The sequence below is a fragment of the Bacillus sp. LLTC93 genome (assembly GCF_002993125.1).
Lineage (GTDB): Bacteria > Bacillota > Bacilli > Bacillales > Bacillaceae > Bacillus > Bacillus zhangzhouensis.
Genome location: NZ_PVME01000001.1, coordinates 778,095 through 799,053 on the forward strand (window position 1 = coordinate 778,095; position 20,959 = coordinate 799,053).

At 39.9% G+C, this 20,959-nt stretch carries 24 protein-coding genes, 1 tRNA gene, 2 pseudogenes and 1 other annotated feature; of the genes and pseudogenes, 4 read left to right on the top strand and 23 right to left on the bottom strand.

What is annotated here, in order from left to right; genetic code table 11:
• Window positions 1–99: 99 nt before the first annotated feature.
• Window positions 100–347, bottom strand: a binding site (T-box leader).
• Between the two features lie 8 nt (window positions 348–355).
• Window positions 356–1,270, bottom strand: coding sequence for a branched-chain-amino-acid transaminase (gene ilvE / locus C6W18_RS04170; RefSeq protein WP_034321170.1), 915 nt, complete (start codon window positions 1,268–1,270; stop codon window positions 356–358).
• A gap of 433 nt (window positions 1,271–1,703) precedes the next feature.
• On the opposite strand from ilvE, the gene C6W18_RS04175 reads away from it, so the two are divergent.
• A complete protein-coding gene (locus C6W18_RS04175) occupies window positions 1,704–2,747 on the top strand; it encodes a lactonase family protein (protein WP_034321167.1) in 1,044 nt (347 codons plus the stop codon).
• Window positions 2,748–2,976: 229 nt separating this feature from the next.
• Here the strand turns inward: C6W18_RS04175 and C6W18_RS04180 are convergent, their stop codons facing one another.
• The 18 genes and pseudogenes from C6W18_RS04180 to C6W18_RS04260 form a co-directional block, all read right to left on the bottom strand.
• On the bottom strand, window positions 2,977–3,396 hold the full coding sequence (locus tag C6W18_RS04180; protein ID WP_034321164.1) for a YkvA family protein: 420 nt from the start codon (window positions 3,394–3,396) through the stop codon (window positions 2,977–2,979).
• Window positions 3,397–3,491: 95 nt separating this feature from the next.
• A complete protein-coding gene (gene dltD / locus C6W18_RS04185; RefSeq protein WP_105926125.1) occupies window positions 3,492–4,658 on the bottom strand; it encodes a D-alanyl-lipoteichoic acid biosynthesis protein DltD in 1,167 nt (388 codons plus the stop codon).
• The gene (dltC, locus tag C6W18_RS04190; protein ID WP_024423191.1) at window positions 4,658–4,894 is read right to left on the bottom strand and encodes a D-alanine--poly(phosphoribitol) ligase subunit 2; all 237 of its coding nucleotides are present in this window, start codon (window positions 4,892–4,894) and stop codon (window positions 4,658–4,660) included. Before dltC ends, dltD begins: the two co-directional genes overlap by 1 nt.
• Window positions 4,895–4,912: 18 nt before the next feature.
• Complete coding sequence (gene dltB / locus C6W18_RS04195; RefSeq protein WP_105926128.1) at window positions 4,913–6,100, bottom strand: D-alanyl-lipoteichoic acid biosynthesis protein DltB; 1,188 nt, start codon at window positions 6,098–6,100, stop codon at window positions 4,913–4,915.
• Window positions 6,097–7,602 carry a D-alanine--poly(phosphoribitol) ligase subunit DltA gene (dltA, locus tag C6W18_RS04200; RefSeq protein WP_105926130.1) on the bottom strand — a complete coding sequence of 502 codons (1,506 nt, stop codon included), beginning with the start codon at window positions 7,600–7,602 and terminating at the stop codon, window positions 6,097–6,099. The genes dltB and dltA overlap by 4 nt, the downstream gene beginning before the upstream one ends.
• A gap of 14 nt (window positions 7,603–7,616) precedes the next feature.
• Window positions 7,617–7,766 (bottom strand): teichoic acid D-Ala incorporation-associated protein DltX, encoded by a 150-nt coding sequence (locus tag C6W18_RS04205; RefSeq protein ID WP_223251640.1) that lies wholly within the window; start codon window positions 7,764–7,766, stop codon window positions 7,617–7,619.
• Between the two features lie 253 nt (window positions 7,767–8,019).
• Window positions 8,020–9,279: a Kelch repeat-containing protein gene (locus C6W18_RS04210; protein WP_105926132.1), complete on the bottom strand. Its 1,260-nt coding sequence runs from the start codon at window positions 9,277–9,279 to the stop codon at window positions 8,020–8,022.
• 244 nt (window positions 9,280–9,523) lie between these two features.
• Window positions 9,524–10,165, bottom strand: coding sequence for a DUF4241 domain-containing protein (locus tag C6W18_RS04215; protein WP_105926134.1), 642 nt, complete (start codon window positions 10,163–10,165; stop codon window positions 9,524–9,526).
• 58 nt (window positions 10,166–10,223) lie between these two features.
• Window positions 10,224–10,349: pseudogene (locus tag C6W18_RS20565) on the bottom strand (hypothetical protein); the annotation flags it as partial.
• A 477-nt stretch (window positions 10,350–10,826) separates the two neighbouring features.
• Window positions 10,827–10,900 (bottom strand) — tRNA-Arg (locus C6W18_RS04220).
• A 123-nt stretch (window positions 10,901–11,023) separates the two neighbouring features.
• On the bottom strand, window positions 11,024–11,548 hold the full coding sequence (locus tag C6W18_RS04225) for a YfcE family phosphodiesterase (protein WP_105926136.1): 525 nt from the start codon (window positions 11,546–11,548) through the stop codon (window positions 11,024–11,026).
• 14 nt (window positions 11,549–11,562) lie between these two features.
• On the bottom strand, window positions 11,563–12,165 hold the full coding sequence (locus tag C6W18_RS04230; RefSeq protein WP_105926138.1) for an XTP/dITP diphosphatase: 603 nt from the start codon (window positions 12,163–12,165) through the stop codon (window positions 11,563–11,565).
• 10 nt (window positions 12,166–12,175) lie between these two features.
• A complete protein-coding gene (gene rph, locus C6W18_RS04235) occupies window positions 12,176–12,904 on the bottom strand; it encodes a ribonuclease PH (RefSeq protein ID WP_034321135.1) in 729 nt (242 codons plus the stop codon).
• A 151-nt stretch (window positions 12,905–13,055) separates the two neighbouring features.
• Window positions 13,056–14,117, bottom strand: coding sequence for a GerMN domain-containing protein (locus tag C6W18_RS04240; protein ID WP_105926140.1), 1,062 nt, complete (start codon window positions 14,115–14,117; stop codon window positions 13,056–13,058).
• Window positions 14,118–14,218: 101 nt separating this feature from the next.
• The gene (gene racE, locus C6W18_RS04245) at window positions 14,219–15,037 is read right to left on the bottom strand and encodes a glutamate racemase (RefSeq protein WP_411266066.1); all 819 of its coding nucleotides are present in this window, start codon (window positions 15,035–15,037) and stop codon (window positions 14,219–14,221) included.
• Between the two features lie 7 nt (window positions 15,038–15,044).
• The gene (locus C6W18_RS04250) at window positions 15,045–15,485 is read right to left on the bottom strand and encodes a MarR family winged helix-turn-helix transcriptional regulator (protein ID WP_003216546.1); all 441 of its coding nucleotides are present in this window, start codon (window positions 15,483–15,485) and stop codon (window positions 15,045–15,047) included.
• Window positions 15,486–15,634: 149 nt separating this feature from the next.
• A pseudogene (locus tag C6W18_RS04255) lies at window positions 15,635–15,721 on the bottom strand (hypothetical protein); the annotation flags it as partial.
• 31 nt (window positions 15,722–15,752) lie between these two features.
• On the bottom strand, window positions 15,753–17,276 hold the full coding sequence (locus tag C6W18_RS04260) for a recombinase family protein (protein ID WP_105926145.1): 1,524 nt from the start codon (window positions 17,274–17,276) through the stop codon (window positions 15,753–15,755).
• 158 nt (window positions 17,277–17,434) lie between these two features.
• Between C6W18_RS04260 and C6W18_RS04265 the strand changes: the two genes are divergently transcribed.
• Together C6W18_RS04265 and C6W18_RS04270 are read left to right on the top strand one after the other, a co-directional pair.
• Window positions 17,435–18,409 (top strand): hypothetical protein, encoded by a 975-nt coding sequence (locus C6W18_RS04265; RefSeq protein ID WP_105926147.1) that lies wholly within the window; start codon window positions 17,435–17,437, stop codon window positions 18,407–18,409.
• Between the two features lie 70 nt (window positions 18,410–18,479).
• On the top strand, window positions 18,480–18,671 hold the full coding sequence (locus tag C6W18_RS04270) for a hypothetical protein (protein ID WP_105926149.1): 192 nt from the start codon (window positions 18,480–18,482) through the stop codon (window positions 18,669–18,671).
• 28 nt (window positions 18,672–18,699) lie between these two features.
• Here C6W18_RS04270 and C6W18_RS04275 read toward each other — a convergent pair whose 3' ends face one another.
• Window positions 18,700–18,882 carry a hypothetical protein gene (locus C6W18_RS04275; RefSeq protein WP_105926151.1) on the bottom strand — a complete coding sequence of 61 codons (183 nt, stop codon included), beginning with the start codon at window positions 18,880–18,882 and terminating at the stop codon, window positions 18,700–18,702.
• Window positions 18,883–18,993: 111 nt separating this feature from the next.
• Here C6W18_RS04275 and C6W18_RS04280 point away from each other — a divergent pair, with 111 nt between their 5' ends.
• Window positions 18,994–19,503, top strand: coding sequence for a hypothetical protein (locus tag C6W18_RS04280; RefSeq protein WP_105926153.1), 510 nt, complete (start codon window positions 18,994–18,996; stop codon window positions 19,501–19,503).
• A 37-nt stretch (window positions 19,504–19,540) separates the two neighbouring features.
• On the opposite strand, the gene C6W18_RS04285 is transcribed toward C6W18_RS04280, so the two are convergent.
• From C6W18_RS04285 to C6W18_RS04295, 3 genes are read right to left on the bottom strand one after another with little or no spacing between them, the layout of a single operon-like run.
• Window positions 19,541–20,350 (bottom strand): N-acetylmuramoyl-L-alanine amidase, encoded by an 810-nt coding sequence (locus C6W18_RS04285; protein WP_105926155.1) that lies wholly within the window; start codon window positions 20,348–20,350, stop codon window positions 19,541–19,543.
• Between the two features lie 54 nt (window positions 20,351–20,404).
• Complete coding sequence (locus tag C6W18_RS04290; RefSeq protein WP_105926157.1) at window positions 20,405–20,668, bottom strand: phage holin; 264 nt, start codon at window positions 20,666–20,668, stop codon at window positions 20,405–20,407.
• 26 nt (window positions 20,669–20,694) lie between these two features.
• The gene (locus tag C6W18_RS04295) at window positions 20,695–20,907 is read right to left on the bottom strand and encodes a BhlA/UviB family holin-like peptide (RefSeq protein ID WP_105926159.1); all 213 of its coding nucleotides are present in this window, start codon (window positions 20,905–20,907) and stop codon (window positions 20,695–20,697) included.
• Window positions 20,908–20,959 lie beyond the last annotated feature (52 nt).

Below are 20,959 nucleotides of genomic sequence, written 5' to 3' on the forward strand. Positions count from 1 at the left end.
CTTCAGTCAAGTTCTTTCACCCTTTTCTATTCAAGATAGAGATTTGAGACCATATAAAAAAGCCTTCTCACCCCACAATGACACTACTTTTCACTAGGTCAAAGGGGCGAAAAAGCTTTGTTTTTCGCGGTACCACCCTTGTTCACGGCAAATCATTCTGCCGTCTCATGGACATCTTTCATCCATTTTGGTAACGAGTGAAGCAATGTCACTCGGTCTGCCCTACTATCATTTCAAGCAGACACTCAGAGGTGAGTTCACTTTAGAAAGTAACACCGGTTTCCAGCTAGCACCGGCTCTCTGTAGATACTGACTCTAAAGCTACTAGTCCTCTTCAACGTTTATCGATATCTATTTAGCTTGCGTGAATGTTTTCATCTGTAAAGATTACTTTTTCTCCTTCTTCAACCACTCGTTTACGGAATTGTTCAAGAAGTTTGTTTGTGTGTAACCCAGGTTTTCCTTCACCGATTGTTCGGCCGTCCACCTTTACAACGGCAATGACCTCGGCAGCGGTTCCTGTCAGAAAGACTTCTTCTGCTGTATACACATCATGTCTTGTGAATGGTTCTTCTTTCACCTCGTAGCCTAAGTCTTCTGCGATCTCCATGATGGCGTTTCGTGTGATGCCTTCAAGAGCGCCGATATAACCTGGCGGTGTATAAAGCTTGCCTTTTTTATAAATAAACACGTTGTCCGCAGAACCTTCTGCCACGTACCCTTGATCGTTCAGCATCAGCGCTTCACTCACACCGGCCATATGGGCTTCGATTCGGACAAGAATGTTATTCAAATAGTTTAATGATTTCACTTTTGGACTAAGTACATCTGGACGATTTCGCCTTGTCGGTACCGTCACAATATCAATACCTGTTTCATATAGGTGCTTTGGAAAGATGGCCAGCGGCTCTACAATGATCACTGTGTTGGCTCTCCCGCAGTTGTTAGGATCTAAACCAAGATCACCCGCACCTCTTGAGACGACAAGGCGGATATAGGCATCCTTTAGGCCGTTCCTTTCAACTGTATGAATCATTTTTTCAGTGAGTTCCTCAAGTGAATATGGAATGTTCAGCATAATGGATTTGGCGGAATCATACAGGCGATCTAAATGTTCTTTCATTCGAAAGATATTTCCGTTATACACGCGTATACCTTCGAAAACACCGTCACCATATAAGAAGCCATGATCATAAACTGAAATTTTCGCATCCTCTTTTTTCACGAGTTCATCGTTTAAAAAGATCCACTGTTCCTTTTGGTCTTCCATTTTCAGTGAGCACCCTCTCTTTCAAACAAAAAGTAGTTGAATTTTCAGACATTTTATATTGAAGTGTCTGACGCTTGCTCTCGGTGTTTGTTTAGCTTTTGTTGAACCCATCTTACGCCGCTTTCCATACAGTGTCAACAGCATTTTTAAAATTATTAGACAATTTAGACTAATCAAAATAAAATGTATACGCTTACACCTTTGCTAGACAAGGAATGAAAAAACTTAAAATTTTTTGTATTTTTTCTTCAATTTATTTACTTTACATGAACGGTTTTGATTTGAACAAACTTTTGTGATATTTTTTACCATTCTTTTTGATGAACGTCGTCAGATTTCATCACTTTCATTTTTTCCTTCGGCATGCCTTTCTAAAGCGTTTTCCTATGAATTTATGATAGAATGAGAGCATCTAATAGAAGGAGGGCAATACATGGCTAACATCAGAGGTTATATCGGAACGTATACAAAGGGAGACAGTAAAGGTATCTATTCCTTTACATTAAATACGGACAAGCAGCAGATTGAACAAGTAGAAGTCGCTGCTGAACTCGAAAATCCTACATATTTAACCGTGTCAGAGGATCAAAAATTTGTGTACGCTGTTGTGAAAAAAGGATCGCAGGGCGGTCTTGCTGCGTATCAAATTGATTCAACAACGGGAAAACTTAGTTTCATCAACCAAGAGCTTGCCGATGGCGCTTCTCCTTGTCACGTCAGCGTGGACAGTCAAACGAAAACAGCTTTTACAGCGAACTATCATAAAGGAACAGCAGAGATGTATGAAATCGATGCTGAAAATGGCTCAGTGATTAGCACGCTGTCACAAGCGCAGCACGAAGGAACTGGACCAAACGAAGACCGTCAGGAAAAACCGCACACCCACTTTATGGGTCTGACACCAGATGAACAATTTGCAGTGGCTGTTGACCTTGGTACAGATGGCATTTATACGTATAGGAAAGAAGGCGGCAAACTCGAGCTCGCTCATACATTTGAAACAAAACCAGGAAGTGGACCTCGTCATATCACATTCCATCCAACGAAACCTGTGGCATATGTGATGACAGAGCTAAGCTCAGAGGTGATTGTGCTTCGTTACTTTGAAGATGGTCATTTTGAAGAGATTCAAACCATTACGACCATTCCAAGCGACTTTACAGAGAACAATCAAGGCAGTGCCATTCATGTCTCTTCAGACGGTCAATTTGTTTATGCGGGAAATCGCGGGCATGACAGTATTGCAATTTTTAAAGCAGACGCTGAAGGCCAATTAAGTCTTGTCGAAATTGCTTCATCTGAAGGAAACTGGCCTAGGGATTTTGTGCTTGATCCAACAGAAGAATTCCTCGTCGGATCAAACCAAGAATCTAGCAACCTTGTATTATACAAACGCGACAAAGAAACAGGGCGACTCACTGTCTTACAATCAGACATCACCGTCCCCCATCCAGTTTGCGTGAAATTTTTAGGATAATGAAAAAAGCCTCCAAAAACGGAGGCTTTAGATTGTTGACAAATGGCTAAAATGACCTTTATTTTAGCCATTTGTCTTCTTTTCAGCGTGATAGAAAACCTTTGCAGTCTAGGAAGGACGAGTACCGGAGCGGAGCGAATTTGACATTCGTGAGCACCGGCACGCAGGACTGACAACGAATGCGAGGGTTTGTCTACACGCTGAAGCCTCCAAAAATGGAGGCTTTTCTTTATGCTGATGGCATACCGCCATCCTCAAGCTTTTGATCTATTAAAGACGTATCGGTTTTTTCACCGAACCATTTTGCCAGCCTATCTTTTGCTTTTCCTTTCACATCATCATCAATGTACATCCCGACTTGAAGGAGAGCAAATGTCATCGCACCTAAATCATCTGTGTAGCCGACACCAATTAATGTATCAGGTATCAGGTCAATAGGAAGGATAAAGTATCCGAGCGCTCCAATGATAAGGGTCTTCGCTTTGACAGGTACTTCAGGTTTTTGCAATGTATAGTAAAGTAATAGCACAGCATAGACAAGAGAGACACCAGCTTTTTGTGCCGTCTTTTTTAACTTTTCCCAAAAGGCATGATCATTAAAATGCTTCTTCGAACGCTTTAATAGTTCTTTTTTCTCAGAACGGTTCATCATATCGCCTCCATATTCAGCATATCCCTTTCACCTTAGTTATACAAGATATCCGCCCATTCGACAAACAAAAAGCAGCAGAAAGCCGCGGCATTCTACTGCTCTTTGTAAAACTTTTCGATCGCCTTATCGATGTACACCCATCCTTTATATGACACATGAATCGTATCTTTAAAGAAATAGGGATCATACTCATGTGAAGTCAAATCTGCGACTTCATACCCGTTATCTCGAATTTGACGATTGATTTTTTCATAATACCCTGTACGTCCCTCTTTCGGGAAACCGGTGTAATCATACCATTTTCCGTTTACAGGGATCGTCACAAACAAAGGCTTAGCCCCTGCCTGTTTTAAAATATCCAGCATGAGCTGAAAATCTTTGTATTCTGGTGATTCCGCATAGGAGTTGTCTTCACGGGAATCCTTCATCTTTTTCATGATCGGTTTTAGCTTACGGTCAAACAGTTTCTGATTAATATAAAACGGGTTGTCCCCTGCTTTTTCCGCACCTAGTACGCTCGCTTCTTTTTCAAGCTCAGTCCAAGTTTTTCCTTTGACTGAAGGAGATGGATGAAGCTTGCGCTCATGCCCCGATCCAATCGTATAGTACATGTCTTTCTTTTGAAGCATGCCATAATACATTTTCGCAATTGGAGATATCGCGCCAAAAGCAAATTTGTTCCCAGAAAGCTCTGCTTTAAAAAGCTCTGTGATGACCATGTCGTTCTTCACTGCTTTAAACGTCATGATTCTCTTCATCAGCTCTTTTTTCACAGCCGGATCAATTTCTTTATTGTAGGCTAGATTCAGCGCTTGAAGCGCTGAATAGTTAGGTGCAAAGTGATTCTCGTCAGATCCCCATTTCACGAACCACTGCGGAGACACGATAAACACAAGCTTTTTCCCTTTTAATTCATCCATATGCGCTGCGAAGTTCATCGCATGAATTAATGATTGCGATCCACCTTTTCCAACAAGATAAGGTGTAAACCCTTGAGGATTCTCATGAAAGAAATTCGAAGGGTGATATGGATCAAAACGTGATAGTTCAGAAGATCCATAGATCGGCAAATAGGTTGGATCTTTTAGCATTTCATCTTGTAAATAAAGCCCTTGAAACATCCCTGGATCTAATTCTGTGGCTGACTTTTGTAATTTGTCTTTTGGGATCAGATGTGAGAGCCATGCATTTGGTACAAGAAGAACACCAATGAATAGAACAGCCGCTAAAATAAGCGGCCCAAAAAAACGCTTTTTCATTACTTCATCTCTGCCAGCTGCTCAGCAATGTGATTCGGTGTATCCCACACATCACGATCGAACTCTGTAATCGGAACAGTAATTCCTAGTTGACTTTCAATCGCCATGAGCAGTTCTACTGTACCAAATGAATCAAGAAGACCTTCTTCAAAAATCGCAATCTCTGGATTTTCTTTCACAACGTCGTCCTGACAAACCTCTGCAATAATACCGTATACTTGATTTTTAAATTCCATAATTTTCTACTCCCTTAATCATTTATGATGAAATGGTTTTCCTGAAAAAATATAAAATCCGAAACAAATCACATGGAATGTAATAATGATCGACACAACCATTGTGACCTTATTATCCGGCCACCACTTGTGCTTTTTATTCCATTTCTCAAATAAATTGTAACCGGACATGACAACTGCATGGTATAGTCCGTAAATAATATATTGAAGGGCGAGTCCATGCCAAGCACCCATCAATAGAAAGAGGACAAAGTACCCAATATTCGATACGGCCATACGGTTCTTGATCCACTTCTTTTTTGTCATAAAGAACACAAATCTCATAAACACGTAGTCTCTGAACCAGAAGGACAGGGACATGTGCCAGCGATTCCAGAAGTCTTTAATGTTACGGCTGATAAACGGTTTATTAAAGTTTTCTGGTGATTTAATGCCCATGATATAACTCACACCCACAGCAAACGCTGTATAGCCAGCAAAGTCAAAGAACAAATACATGCTGTAGGCATACATATACGTTAACTGTTGAACAAAGTGGCTGCTGCTAATATGATGAATATTCATCAGAATATACGTGTGAATCAGATATCCAATAATGAACTTATATAAGAAGCCGATAAAAATTTTATGAATGCCGGCGTATAGAAGATCACTGTATGCTTCCTTTTCAGGCGGCATATCCATATCCTTTTCAAAACGGCGGTAACGATCAATCGGACCTGATGAAATCGTCGGGAAAAAGACAATGAAATAGACCAAACGGTGAATCGGAATTTTCTTCTTAATCAAGCCGTCTCTTGTCTCGATAATTAACTGAACACCTTTAAATGTTAAGTACGAGATCCCCAAAAAGCTTAGCCAGTTCATTGGCGGCGGGTGATGCGGCTGATGAGTTAAAAAGAACGGTAAGATCTTTGATATTACAAGCGGTAAAATAGATGCTACCACTGCTATATAGAATACAGATGCTTGATTCGCTTTCAGCCTGTACGCAAGGTACAAGCGGATGATCAACACTTGCCACACTGTGAACAAGAAGAGCAGCAGCGCGCCATGTGCATCCTTTGAGAAAATAAGCGCCAGTGCCACAACCGTTGCAAACATGTTGTAGCCCTGCATTCTTTTGCCGCGAAGACCAAGAATGATCGTCGGCAAAAGAAGAATACCAATTAGAATGAAGAAAAAGAATGAACTAAACGGAATCATAGAAGAACCTCTTTCGCGATTCTCTTACGGTCAACCTTCCCGTTTGGCGTCATGTACAGCTGCTCAAGATAGACAAACTTTCTTGGAATCATGTACGCAGGCAGTGAATCCGCCATTTCTTTTTTAATCGCACTTGTCAGCTGATATTCTTTTTCAAATGAATGCTCTGTTGGGACAATCGCTGCAATTAAATACTCCACATGACCGTTTGGCTGGAACGGCACAATCACACAAGCATTGACATAGATTGTCTCGCTCACATGATATTCAATTTCTTCCAGCTCCATCCGATATCCATGCAGCTTAATTTGATAGTCCAGACGACCGTGGCACGTAATCAAACCAGCCTGCGCCACACCTGCGTCACCTGTGCGGTAAGCAGGACGTCCTTCGTATTCAAAGAACACTTGATCCGTTAAGGCTTGTTCACCTAAGTAGCCTCTCGTGACGCTTGGTCCCACGATAACGATTTCCCCTTTTTCACCATCAGGAAGTGTCTTGCCTTCTTCGTCTAAGATGACGATATCTGTATCAGGTTTGGCATAGCCTACTGGTAAAGAATCGTGCTGATCAAGAATCGCCTGCGTGACTTCAATGGATGTGATCGCAACTGTTGCTTCAGTTGGGCCATACGTATTAAAGACCTGCGCCTTTGGGAAACGCTCAAGGAGTGCACTTGCTACAGATACAGGAAGTGCCTCGCCGCAGAACAAGAAGACTTTCAGCTCTGGTAAAAGCTCTCCTGTAAAGGATGGGTCCATTAAGCACATTTGCACAAAGGAAGGTGTTGATGTCCACACTTCAACGTCAGATTGACCAAGTGCTGCAAACATATCCTTCGGCTTATTGACGAGATCTTTCACTAAACAGTAAAGTGTGCCGCCTGATTGAAGCGCTGGATACAGATCCATCACCGATAAGTCAAAAGAAAATGGGGCTTGATTTAAGAACATGCGTCCCTCGCCAATAGGAAAATCGCTGCACATCCACTTTGTAAAGCTTTCTAAATTGTTGGCTGTTACTTGAACGCCTTTAGGCTTCCCGGTACTGCCTGACGTATAAATGATATAAAAGACATCATCATTTTGAACCCACTGCGTGGATGGCGGTGCTTCTTTTTCAAGTGCTAAAAGCGCCGCTGCACTCTTCACCTGAATGTGTTCTTCTACATCTAAAACGGTCTGCTCATTTGCACTAATCAATAGACTGGCTTTTGAGCTTTCAATAATCGAGACGATACGCTCGACAGGTATTGAGACATCGACCGGAATATAAGGTCTTCCTGATTTCACACTTCCTAAGAAAGAAATCAGCATCTCTGGCTCCATATGACCGTATACAATGACAGGTGCACTGTCAGTTGCGACTGCCTCAATCGCACCAGCCATTTGGTCTGATAGACGCCAAAGCTCATCATATGTGATCGAAGCATCTTGAGAAACAAATGCTGGTTGTGTCGGTTTCGTTTGCTGGTATTCATGAATCGTGTGTAATAGTTTCATAGTTTAATCTCCAATTAAAAATCGTTGTAAATGAATGATCCCGTATTTGCTGTATGGAATCCGTAAATAAAGAACAATAATAGAAAAATAAGTAAGTAAAAGCTTGTATATCCTATCCATTTTACAGACTTATTTTCTGATAGCTTTTTGAATAGCATATTGATAACCTCTTTTCTTTTGACACTTATAAAGACGCACGGATCATCCAAAGGTTTCATATCAAAACATAAAAATTTTAAGAAATCATGAAAAAAAGATGTCGGAAATATGAACGTACCTCTAGGCAAAGCTGTCTTATTGTAACAAAGATTTAATGTATTTGAAATGAAATGGAAGCTTAAATTTGCCTTAAAATTGGTGAAAGCTGTCGAACAAACGCAAAAGCCACCTAGTTAGACTAGATGGCTTTGATGTTATTTACTTTTTATATTTATTCACTTCGAACATGAGAATGTTGTTGAATACCACATAATCCTTTTTACTTTCAAACGGACCTTTGTTGTTGTCATGCTCATCAATTTCATAAAACCCTGGACCTTCTCCGGCATCACGTTTTTTGTACCAAGAGAGGAAGGCGTTGACTTCTTTCATTGAAAGGTCATACTCTTTCTGTAAGCCATTGACCATTGTGATGATGAGAAGGGCGTCGCCGTCTTCATCTGTTGCATCGTCTTTTGGTGGTGTGGTTGGTTCTGGGTCTTTGTCGCCTGGGGTTTCGGTGTTGTTTTCTTGAGGTAATGCGTCTTTTAGAGAGATTGATATGACAGATTTAAACCTTTCTCTTGCACTGGGCATATCACCATTTGTGTTTTCTTCTCCTCCAATGATATAAAGATTATCATTGACAATAGCAGTGGAGTGTCCCTTTCTATAAAAGGTTTTAGGTGTTTGAACGCTATACCTTGTTCCTAAAATTACATCATGTACCGATAATCTAGCAGTTCCACCTGTAAGTAAAACTTTATTATTGTAAACAGCTGACGCATAATACCCCGCTGACCAACCACCTTGCTTTTTAATCCACGTATCTGTGTCAGGGTCGTATTCACCGATCATTTTATTTAAAGCCTCTGTTCCCCCAGATAAATATAACTTACCATCTATCTCATTTAACGTCCCGGCAGTCACATTATAATCTAAAGAACTTTTCTTTTCCCATTTTTTCGTTTCCGGGTCATAGCTGTATGTTTTCATTTGATAGTTACCTTCTTTTGCGACAACTAAAATTTTTCCTTTTACACTGCTCGCATATATTCTGTATGGTGAGACTTTTGTTTCCAGCGGAATATCTTCAAGCTTTTCCCAAGAATCATTTTTAGTATTATAAACTTCAACTGTCTTTACTACTCCATCTGTAGACATTCCACCTATGACATATATTTGGTCATTTAGAATTGCCGTAGCCGCCCCATATCTAGGAGTTGGCATTGATGTTTTACTTGACCATTCATTTTTCTCCGGATCATAAACAAAAGTTTGATCTGCACCTTGTCGTTGAGTTGGCCCCTGACCACCTATGACATATATTTTGCCGTCAACTACTCCACTACTAGCACCAACACGCGCCTCTGGCAAATCTGCTTGTTCTTTCCATTCTACTGTGTCCGCTTTTACTGAATGTAACGGATAAATTAATGACGAGATAAACAAGAAGAATATTAACCCTAATTTTTTCAAGAAAATCACTCCTTAAAATTGTGTACCCAGAATTTATCGGTTTTTTTATGACTTTCTTCATACTTTTGTTATATTTTAAATAATTTAACACTATATCACCTAATACCGCTTCACTAATCGTTGTATGTTCATCTGTTTTTCTTTTGTTCAGATTTTCTTCATATAAACTTTATCTTCTTCACAATTATTATGAATACACTGTATTCAAAAACAAGAAAAAACCCATGGTTTCATGGGTTTTTCATCAATCCATTATAAGAAAATCCGTCACAAGGCAAGCGGGTTCCCCGTTTTTATCTAGTCCCCAAAAGCTTGGGTACATCCCGTCGCCGAAGCCTGTTGTAAACATGGCAATGTCCACCTTGTTATGAAAACGGGTGACGAGCCAGTCCCATGTGTGCTTGTAGTTTTGCTCAAGCGCTTCTGCAAATTCCTCATAAAAATAGAAATCATTGTCCTCTTTATATCGCTTATCCTCATAAGCTTGTATATATAGTGCTGCCTCAGCATCCATAAAGCAGCCCATACCCGTATTTACACCGTAGCCAAAGAACTCGTCTTCTTTCAATTGATTGAGTTCCTGCCCTGCTCTTGTGGCAAGCTCCCATTCTATTGCTTGTTCGTTTGTGAACTTGATCATCGCATAGGCGACGCGTTCGTCACCACTTTCCAACCGCTTAACAACAAGTAGAATCGGATATTTTCCTAGAGCAACCTTCCTCGTAAACGATTGGTCTCCTTCAGAAACAAAAGGATCACAGGCAACGATTTGACCGCTCGTGATCTCGATATAGCCTAACTGTTTAGCAAATAATTGATCACTCTCTTGACTGCTTGTTGTCTCTCCATTTCTATATAACAGGTGTGTTGGATTGATGTTGTACAAGTGATCATTCCTTTCATTGTTTTTATGAAGTGTTTGAGATTATGTACTTTTCCACCATTTAAGCTGTCAATTTTCTAAGGATAAAGTTCAAAGTATGATCATCCATAAAACATCCATTTCCAGTATCAACCCCATAACCAGAGAACTGATCCCCCTGTAAATCAATTTCTATCTGTCCATTTGATAATGCAAGTTCCTACTTAAAACTCGATTCATCTTCTCCTTCTACTATACATCTTAATTTTTTTAGTTGGAGAAAAAATTATTCTCTCTTTTGAATATTTACCCTTTGCGATGTCTTTTTCATTAGTGAAAATAAATGGAAGGTTAATTAAAAAACGCCCTTCCAAATAGGAAGGGCTTTTCATTTATTTCTGCTTTACCTCAATATATTTAGTTGCAGCCTTCATATATAAGCCTATTTTCAATTTATACATTTTTGATCCATTTACGCTCAAGTCATTGAAGAAGCTGACCAAAAATCAGTCACCCATTTTGATAGCTTCTTTGATACAAAAACAGGGACGGAAATACTTAAAAATAAATCCGCTCCCAACTCGCTCCAAAACCCCAATTTGAAGCGATAAACGAACTTAAGTTCCAACAAACTAAAAAGCCTGAAACCCTTGATAATAAAGGGTTTCAGGCTTTTTTCTTAATACGTCCCAGGAGAGATTCGAACTCCCGACCGACGCCTTAGAAGGGCGTTGCTCTATCCAGCTGAGCTACTGGGACATGTTGTTATGTAGTGTGCTGTTGTGATGAACACCTCATCGACAAGATTTATTATATTACTATTGTTCTTTAAAGTCAACGGTTTTTCGAAAGTTTTTTCATAAGGGGGCAAAGTATGCACCCTTATGAAATACCTTCCAATGTCACGGTGTTTTCGAGGTCTTGTATGGCTTGACCTTCGTCTGTGAAAAATTGTACGTTCGCTTCGCTTCCATCTAGTGTCAGTATAGCATAGCTGCGCTCTTTGCGCACTCTTGGCAGGTGCACGCTGCCTGGGTTAATAAGCAGTTTTCCTCTTAGCAGCTCACTGCCTGGGATGTGCGAGTGGCCAAAGCAGATAATGTCTGCGCCTAGCTCTTCTGCACGGTAGTAGACTTGAAGTAAGGATTGTTTGATGCCATGCAGATGTCCGTGAGTGAGAAATAGTTTTCCGCCTCCATCCAGTGGGAGCAGGAGCTCTTCTTCAAAATCGCCCATAAAGTCACAATTTCCTTTGACGACTTTGTATCCTTCGAGTGCTGGGTGGTTCGTTTCGAGTTCTGAATCTCCGCAGTGAATCATCATGTCCACTTCATTCGCATGCCGTTTGGCAATGGTTTGAAGTTCGTCTGTGAGTCCATGACTGTCACTAATGATAAGTATCTTCATGGCTTCATTCCCCCTTATTCATTTGCGTCTAGCAGTGATGAAAGCTTTTGAAGCGCGACCGCTCGATGGCTGATCTTGTTTTTCTCCTCTGGTGATAACTCGGCCATCGTCTGGTCTTTGTCTTTGACGATGAAAATGGGGTCGTATCCGAAGCCGTTTTCGCCGATTGGTTCTTCTGCGATGAAGCCTTCTACTGATCCTTCTACCGTCTTTGTTTCTTTGCCCGGTATGCTGACAGCGAGGGCACATCTGAATCTGGCTGTGCGGTCTTCTTTTTCAATTCCTTTGAGCTCGCTCAGCACTTTTTCCACATTCTCGGCATCGTCTTTATGCTCACCAGCGTATCTCGCTGAATACACGCCAGGTTTTCCGCCCAGATAATCAATCGACAAACCGGAATCGTCTGCAATCACCATTTCACCTGCTTTGGCCTGAATCGCCTCGGCTTTGATGATGGCATTTTCTTCGAAGGTTTGTCCTGTTTCTTCAATCTCTTCAGTAAATCCAATGTCTGCTAGTGTTTTGACCATGAAACCTTTTGGCTCAAGAATGGCTTTGAATTCTTTCGCTTTGCCCGCATTATGCGTTGCGATGATGGCTGTTTTCATCCTGATCAAACCCTTCTCTTTATTCGATGACTTCTCCTGTCACTGCTTTTTGCTTTTCGATTAATTCTTTAATGCCCTTTTCAGCTAAATCAAGCAGTCCGTTTAGCTGCTCTCTTGAAAATGTCGCTTCTTCGCCTGTGCCTTGAAGTTCAACAAAGCGTCCAGCGCCTGTCATGATGACATTCATATCCACTTCAGCTGAAGAATCTTCTTCATAATTTAAATCTAACAGAAGACCCTGCTTAGAATCAATTCCGACGGATATCGCCGCTAAATAATCAGTGATCGGGTTTTCTTTGATGACCCCTTCAGCTCGAAGCTTTTGAAGCGCGAGTGTCATGGCGACAAAAGCACCTGTAATGGATGCCGTCCGTGTTCCACCATCTGCTTGAATGACATCACAATCAATCCAAATCGTGCGTTCGCCAAGTTTTTCTAAGTCAACGACTGCGCGGAGTGCTCGTCCAATTAAGCGCTGAATCTCCATTGTGCGTCCTGTAACTTTTCCTTTAGATGATTCTCTAATCGTTCTTTGTGCTGTTGCTCTTGGAAGCATGCTATATTCTGCTGTGATCCAGCCTTTTCCTTCTCCTCTTAAAAAAGGAGGTACGCGGTCTTCGATGGATGCGTTACAAATCACCTTCGTATTTCCCGCTGAGATTAAGACAGAGCCCTCTGGATGCGTGATGTAGCCTGCCTGTATTTCAATTTTTCTTAATTCGTCATATTGTCTTTCATCTAATCTCATGATTTACCTCCGTTACAATATACATTCCGCGCGGGTGCCAGCGGGGTTCTCCTACTAACTTTGACAACCTCGGCTCGTTCTAATCGCTTGGAATAAAAAAGAGGCAGCGAATATGCATGCCTCTTTTTCTCCATTATATCAATGTGTGACGTTAAAAACTACCTGTATTCACTTGTTCTGGTCTTGAAACTGGCTTTGTGAGCTCTGCACCTTTTTCGTTTACAAGCTCAGCCTTGCCGTTTACCTTCACAGATACGCTTTTCACATCCGGTAGCTCTGTTAATGTGAGCACAATGCTATCAAGCACTTTTTGTGAAATCACCTTTTTCTTTTCATCTGCACTGCCAAAAATGGATTCGTTGAAATCAAGTGTCACATGACCGTCTTTTACCTTTGGTACATCATTTAGCTTCACATCTTGATCAAAGTCTGTGAGCAAATGGCTTGTTTTACTTGGTCCAGAGACGAGCTCATCAATGGCTGCTGTAATAGGATCATCCTCTTCCTTTGGCGCTCTTTTTGTGACCGGGACATAGTAGGTCTGTTCATCAGATTCAGATAAGTAGTAAACGGTTACTGGCTTTGTCGATGTCATATCAGCGGCAGCCTCGTGCTGAATATTAATGCCGTCCTCTCTGCTTAAATCATCTGAGATCGGGGTACCGTTCACAGGCATTTCTTTTAATTCATGTCCATTCATTTTCAATTTGACTTTGGCTATTGAATCAAACTGAGTTAACGTCCAAGTGACAGATTGAAGGATGCGCTGTTCGTCTTCTTTTTTATAGTTTTTGAATTCATTTGAGAAATCAACAACGGCCGTGCCATCTTTGATATCGACAGATACGCTCGTGTCAGCCGGCAAAACAGCTCTAAATCCATTTGGCATCAGGTTGGAGATGGGTCCTCCATCCACGAGATATTCAAGCGTTTGTTTGGCACTTCCTTCGTTTTTCGGCAGCGGAATGGATTGAGAGACGACATAACCGTTTTTATCAATTAAATATAATTCTCTCATGACCGTATCTGCCTGCTTCTCTTCTTTTCCTCCTTTGGCTGTTTGTTTGTCTTCTTTATTTTCTTTCACATATGTGACGTTTTGTGGTGGATCAATCTCTGTTTTCGCTTGGTCTGTTTGAAACAATCCGCATCCTGATAAAAGCATGGCTGACGCAATACACGTAACAGCTGCTGTAGTTCCCTTTTTCAGCATACTTCACCCTCCTCTAGTAGTTTGTACTACTATGTATACGAGCTCCCTAAGAGGATTAGACCCTTTTCATAAAAAAATAACCCACTTCAAGTAGAAGCGGGTTATTGCTGATATACCTGTTCAAACGACACGGTCTCGACCTTACCTGGCAGGTAGCCGAACCAGTCACGAGCAATGTTTTGAAAATTTTGCTGCTGCCCTGTTGTGTAAAATGTATGAACCGGTGATTCATCTGAATCGTTTAGCAGCCCTTTATAAGAAAGAATGGTACTTGCTTCTCTAGCTGTCTCATCACCTGATGAAATGATGCTCACATCACTACCCATAAAGCGCTGAATCGGCTCTTTTAAAATAGGATAGTGCGTGCAGCCAAGAATGAGCGTATCAATTCCTGTTTCTTTCATCGGTTCAAGAGAAGCTTTCACGACTTCATCTGCTGTCTGATCTAAAAACGAACCGCTTTCGACAAATGGGACAAGCATCGGGCAAGCCAGACCTTGAACCGTCAGACCTGCTTTTAAAGAAAGAAGTGCTTCTTTATAGGCCTCGCTTTTGATCGTATTGACTGTTCCGATGACACCAATATGCTGATTGCTTGTCACCTTGATCGCTGTGCGAGCTCCGGGCTGAATCACACCAATGACCGGAATATCGAGCGTTGCTTTGATCTCATCAAGTGCAATGGCAGTGGCGGTATTGCATGCAATGACCAGCATTTTAATATGATGATGTCTCAATAAGTAATGCGCCATTTCCCATGTATATTGTAGAACCTCTTCTTCATCCCGAGGGCCATACGGACATCGTTTCGTATCGCCTACGTAAATGATGTTTTCTTTTGGTAGTTGCCTCATGATTTCCTTCGCAACGGTTAAACCGCCAACGCCGGAATCAATGACGCCGATTGGTTGATCCAACAAAATCGCCTCATTTTCTTTTCATTTGCTGCTGTAGTTTCGTTAAAGATTGGTTGAAAACGATGGCTTCTTCTTCTGAGAAAGCCCCTAGAAGTTCACTGACGTATTCTTGGCGTTTGACAATCACTTCTTGAATGATCCGCTCGCCTTCAGGTAATAAATGAATGCGAACCACGCGGCGGTCAGAAGGATCTTTCACTCGTTCGACAAGTTCACTTTTTTCCATTCTATCAATTAAATCGGTTGTCGTACTGCAAGCCAAATACATCTTTTGTGATAGCTCACCTATTGTCATATCACCGAATTCATAGAGCCACTGAAGCCCTACAAATTGAGGTGGTGTAATCGTATATTGATTCAGAATTTCTCTGCCTTTTTGCTTAATAATTGCAGCAATGTGGCGTAATGATTTTTCAATCTCTGCAACATGGTCGAACTCATTCGTTTCCATTTCATTGATACCTCACTATAGCATCTCACTTTGATTAAAACGTACATTCCTATTTTCCTCGTTTTTCAAAGAAAATGCAAGAAGAGACTCAAGGAAATCACATAGAAATAACCGGTTCCTCCCCGATGTGGAAGGAAAACCGGCTGACTTTAGAGCTCTAGCTCACCCATACGCAGAAGCTCGACTACGGCCTGGGAACGACCTTTAACTCCTAGCTTTTGCATGGCATTTGCTAAGCGTACCTTTTGCAAAACGTTATCCGTGCTGTCATTTGAATCTATAATAGATGTTTATTTTCCCATTTGGATCAATAACGATACGATCAATCAGCTTTTCAAACACATGCTTTAAGTCTTTTTCTCTATCCTCAAGTTCTTGAATGACTGCTTTCATTTCAATAATTGAATTCTTCTCATTTTGTACATGTTGTAATGAAAATAAACTCTGTTCAAGATTTGTTATTTTGGCCTGAATGTCGTTCCGTTTACTTTGAAATTCGGCTTTTGTAATCATTTGATCTTCTAAGTACAGTTCTAACAATCTTTTGTTTTGTGTCTCTAAAGATTTCAATTCTGCCTTTATGGCTTTAATTTGTTTTTCCTTTTGTTCAAGAGCATTTTTCTTGAAGTCATGTGAAATGCCCTCTGAAAATGTAATGAGATTTTCAACCACAAAATCTCGAAGTTCTTCATATTTGATCGGAACATGATTCACACATCCATCTTTCCCCGATCTTCTGAAATTACTACATTTTAGGTATTTCCAATAAGTTCGCTCTCCATTCTTCTTGTCTCGATGAGTTTGAATGATCACCATTTTAGAACCACATTTCCCACAAATAATTAACTTTCTCAACTCATTCCAAGGTGTGAATTTTCTCTTTTTATTGACAGTTTTTTTATTGTTAGCTTTTTCCCAATCTTCTCTAGAAACAATTGGAGGGCAGAAATTTTCATAAACAGTCCATTTTTCAGGTGGATTTCTAATGAATTTCTTTCGTCCATCTACCTTTATCGTCGTATGTCTATTAGCAATGTGAACTCCACAATAAATAGGGTTTTTTAAAATAGTCTGGACAGTTGTGAGCTGCCAGTTACTTCTTTTTCTAGGCGGAGGTATTTCACCAGCTTTACACTTCTCCTGCAAAGCGTATGTAACTCTTTTCTGGCCTAATCCCTCGTTGTTATATAAATGGAAGATTAACCTTATGACATCTGCTTCATTTTCATTAATAACGAGGTATTTCCCCTCTTTCATATAACCATACGGTATTCTTCCAGAATGCTCTCCTCGTCTGGCCTTTGCTGCAAGTACCCCACTTATGTTTACGGACATAGATTTAGGTAACTGCTCTGCGAAAAGGGCCGACATTTCAAATTTCATCGAAGCTTTGCTTTCGTACAGACTATCATAATCTTCTTCAAGCGTCACGACACGAACACCGTTAGATACTAAAATCTCTCTAATATAGAGGGCATCTTTCAAATCCCTGGCAAGACGTGTAATGGATTTGAAAATAACCATTTTTATTTCTTTCTTTTCAGCCAATGAAAAAATGTATTTCATTGCTGCCCTATCTTCAAGGACTGTTCCGCTGATACCATCATCTAACAAAACAGAACGGTCATCCCATTCATAGTTGTGTTGCTCGATCCAATATCGACAAACGTCAATTTGGTTTTCCTTAGAACTTATTTGCTCGTCGCGGTCTGTCGAAACCCTTGTATAGACTTTATAAGGGTAATCGTCATATTTGATGATTTCTTCAACTGATTCTTTGCGGAAATGCATATAACACACCCCAATTGTGAATTGTTCTTACTAAATTATAACATCTCGAATGTCAATTCCGTAATATTCTTAATTTGGAAAAAACATTATTTCATCCTCTTTTTAATCCAATAATATGATAGACTTATTTGGAAAATATTTGTTTTGGAGGGTCTATATTGAATCTTATTAAAACTTTTCTCCTTTTAATTTTATGTACCTTATTCATTACTGCTTGTGGCAAAGCAGAAAACACATCCACAAGTAACTCCAGTAAAAAAGAAGAAAGCATTGAAACTAAAAAAAAATTAAACGTAAAGATCACTTTGGATAAAGAAATCACAAACAATAAAATTATTATCCTTAGCGGGAAAAGCAACTTACCTAAAGATACGAAACTAAGGATTCGTCTTGAACAAAAAAATTCCCATAAAAACTCAATAGTTAATACAGCTGTTCAAAAGGATGGATCTTTCGAGTATAAATTCTTTAATGAAAATGACACAGTATTTGATGATGGGAAATATTTTATATATGTTGAAACATTACCGGTTCTTGAACAAGCTGAAGTTATTCAAGAAATTTTTGGAGATAATGGATCTAACCTCACTGGTCCACAGATTAGCGGTGACTCAGAACTAAAAGCAACTGCTGAAATAGATTTAAAAATAAACAATTCTGAAGTTATAACTGAGGAGGAAACTTTGCCTAAAGATAAAGATGCAGAGGAAGAGAAAAATGAAGTTTATACCTCAGAAGAAGTTGAAGATAACAGTGAAGAAGATGAGTTAGATATGATTAAATATGATGCAGAAATAGAAATCAAAAAAATTATCGAAGAGAACTATAAAACCACATCGATTGAAAAAATTGAAATTAACGAAGATATGGGTGTGAGTGAGAAGAACAAGTTAATTGCTCTTGTTTACTTATCTTTTGATGCATTGAACACAAGTAAGACAGCTTATAACATGGTTGAAATGTATAGTGATGACTTAGCTGCAAACATTGGCAAAGATAATGATACAGTCAATCAGATAGCTGTATTTTGGAAAGTTCCTTATATAGATGAAGAAGAAACAGTTGCTAAATTCTCGTATGAACGCTCAGGAAAACAAATGAAAATTACCGATAAAGTATCTTCTTTAAAATGACCCTTCAAGTTGAAGGGTTTTTTATTAACATTTATAATCGAACATACATTCTTTTATAGGAGGGTATGCCGTGACCGATCTTGAAAGGAAACTTTATAGAATAATCTACAATATGAGCAGATTCAGACGGAACCCATCAATAGATGAGCTTAAACGGAAAACGGGTAAAGATGAACTCGCGATCCGTAAGGCTGTTAAAAATCTTATGTCAAGAAATGAAATAGAATGGGATAAAGAGAAGAAGGAATGGCGATTTAAATAAAAAATGCCCTTCCAATGGAGGGGCTGTGTTAATGACTATCTTCTTTTGAATATTTCTTAATCAGTGTTTCGCTGATCCTGCTTACGATATAGATCGCAACCGCTAAAATCAACATCAATGGAAACATGCTTAACCGATCATCTGCAACATAAACAATTATCCCCACAACCACAGCCACTACAATTGCCGTTAAAAAATGCTTCACCGCCATCTCACCCCTTTGTATAAATCATATACATTTTATTACATAAAAGCTGGCATTAAAAGACTTTTTTATCTATAATAATAAATGAATTACATTTTTTCCAGAAAGAGGGTTATTATGAAAATCTTCAAATCTTTGTTTCTTGTCAGTTTGTCTTTGGTATTAGTGTTTTCTGTAAGCACTCCTTTAATGGCGCAGCAGAATGAAGTGATTCCTAAAAAACAAGTAAACTACGAACCTTCTTTAATCAACGAGAATTTATTAAACGCTGAATTGGAAGCTCAAGCCAAGTGGGACGGACAGTTCAATTCTAATTACACAATACCTTCTTATGTAGTTGCATCAGCTGCCACCTATGGGATGTTTCATATTACGAGATACTTAACCGCAACTTTACAACTTGGACCTGCTGCTGCTGCAGCGTTTGCTGGAATGGTATCAGGTTATGTTTCAGCAAAAGGTGAAATAAAATTAAAGTCTGTACAAAAATATAGATGGATTAAGAAGTACACTAAAGCTGAATACCAAGCAACCACTAAAATATATGTGAACGGTAAATATAAAACAACCAAAACAAAAAAATGGATCTCAGAAGTAGATACTAACATTGATAACGTTAATAAATAACAAAAAAAGCCCCTCCATTTCGGAAGGGCTTTTCATTTTACTTTTGTTTCACCTGAACGTATTTCGTGGCAGCTGTGATGTATAATCCTGATTTTAGTTTATACATTTTTGATCCGTTTACGTTGACAGTTTTATCAATCGTAAATGCTTCGCCCGGCTTTACTTTTTTGTGCTTTGCCGACCAATTGGGCTTATCATAGACCCATAGCCACCCATCGCTATTCGGCTTAACCACGGCCATTGCAACGCCTTTTGAAGCCGTTTCTTTTTTAGGGCTTGTTTTAGATGATGAAGATACCTTTTTTAAACCGACGGCTGCCGCAATTCCCTCCGCATGTCCCTCAGCCAAAGCATCGAGGAACGAATCTTGTTTGAGCAGCGCAGCATCTTTTTCCCGATCAATAAAAAGGTTCTCTGTCAAAATTGCTGGCATTTTTGTTTCTCTTAACACCGCAAGATTTTTAGACTTGGTCCCGCGGTCTCCTGCTTTTTCTTTGATCTTGTTGTAAATGGAATCATGTACGATCTTTTGCTGCTTGCCAGTGCTGGATGTTGCTGATAGTTTATCAAAACGGAACGTCTCAAAACCCGTTCCTCCGCCAGCATTGATATGGATTGATGCAAAATAATCAGCGCCCCAATTATTTGCTAGTCTTGCTCTTTGGGACAGATCAGCGTAAACGTCAGTTGATCGTGTGAGCTTGACTGTTGCCCCATAGAGCTTTTCGAGAATCACTTTAGTTTTCTTGGCAATGGTAAGTACAAGGTCTTTTTCTTTCAACCCGTTTGCTACTGCGCCTGGATCGTGCCCACCATGTCCTGGATCAAGCATAATTTTTTTCGTCATATTCAATCTCTCCAATCATCTTGTGTATAGAAAAAAGCCGCCTAGGGCAGCCCTTTACTTCGTTAATCCTTTTTGTTTTAGGACTTCTTTTTGCAACTTCCCTTTATCGGTCACATAGTTGTTTTTGAACCATGCGACAAGCGTCGTTACCATTGTGAAGATCATTGAGCCTGCAAGATATAACGTATCAGCCAGAGATGTGACTTGGTCCTCGTTGATCGGTAAGATTGGTTTGCCAAACACAATTAATGCTTGATTGATCAAAGCAATAAAAAGAAGCACCGTGCGGATCACAGTACCTTTGTCTAAGTTTTTCATATTCAATTCCTCTTTTCGTTTTATTTTTATTTTTGGTTTCTTTCGATACGATCTAGTTTTTCAATGACAACGTCATATTTCTCACTGAATTTTTCTAACACATGGTTTTGAGCATCTATTTGCTCGTTAAGCTTGTTTTCTCGCTCTTTAGTTGTATTGAGCACATAAAACAGCACCCAACAAAAAAGAACCGCAAACGGTCCTTGTGTCATTAAATACTGTGCAATATCCATTTCCATTTCACTCACCTACTCCCTCATTTTGTCCACCTCCTTTCGAAGGCAAAATAAA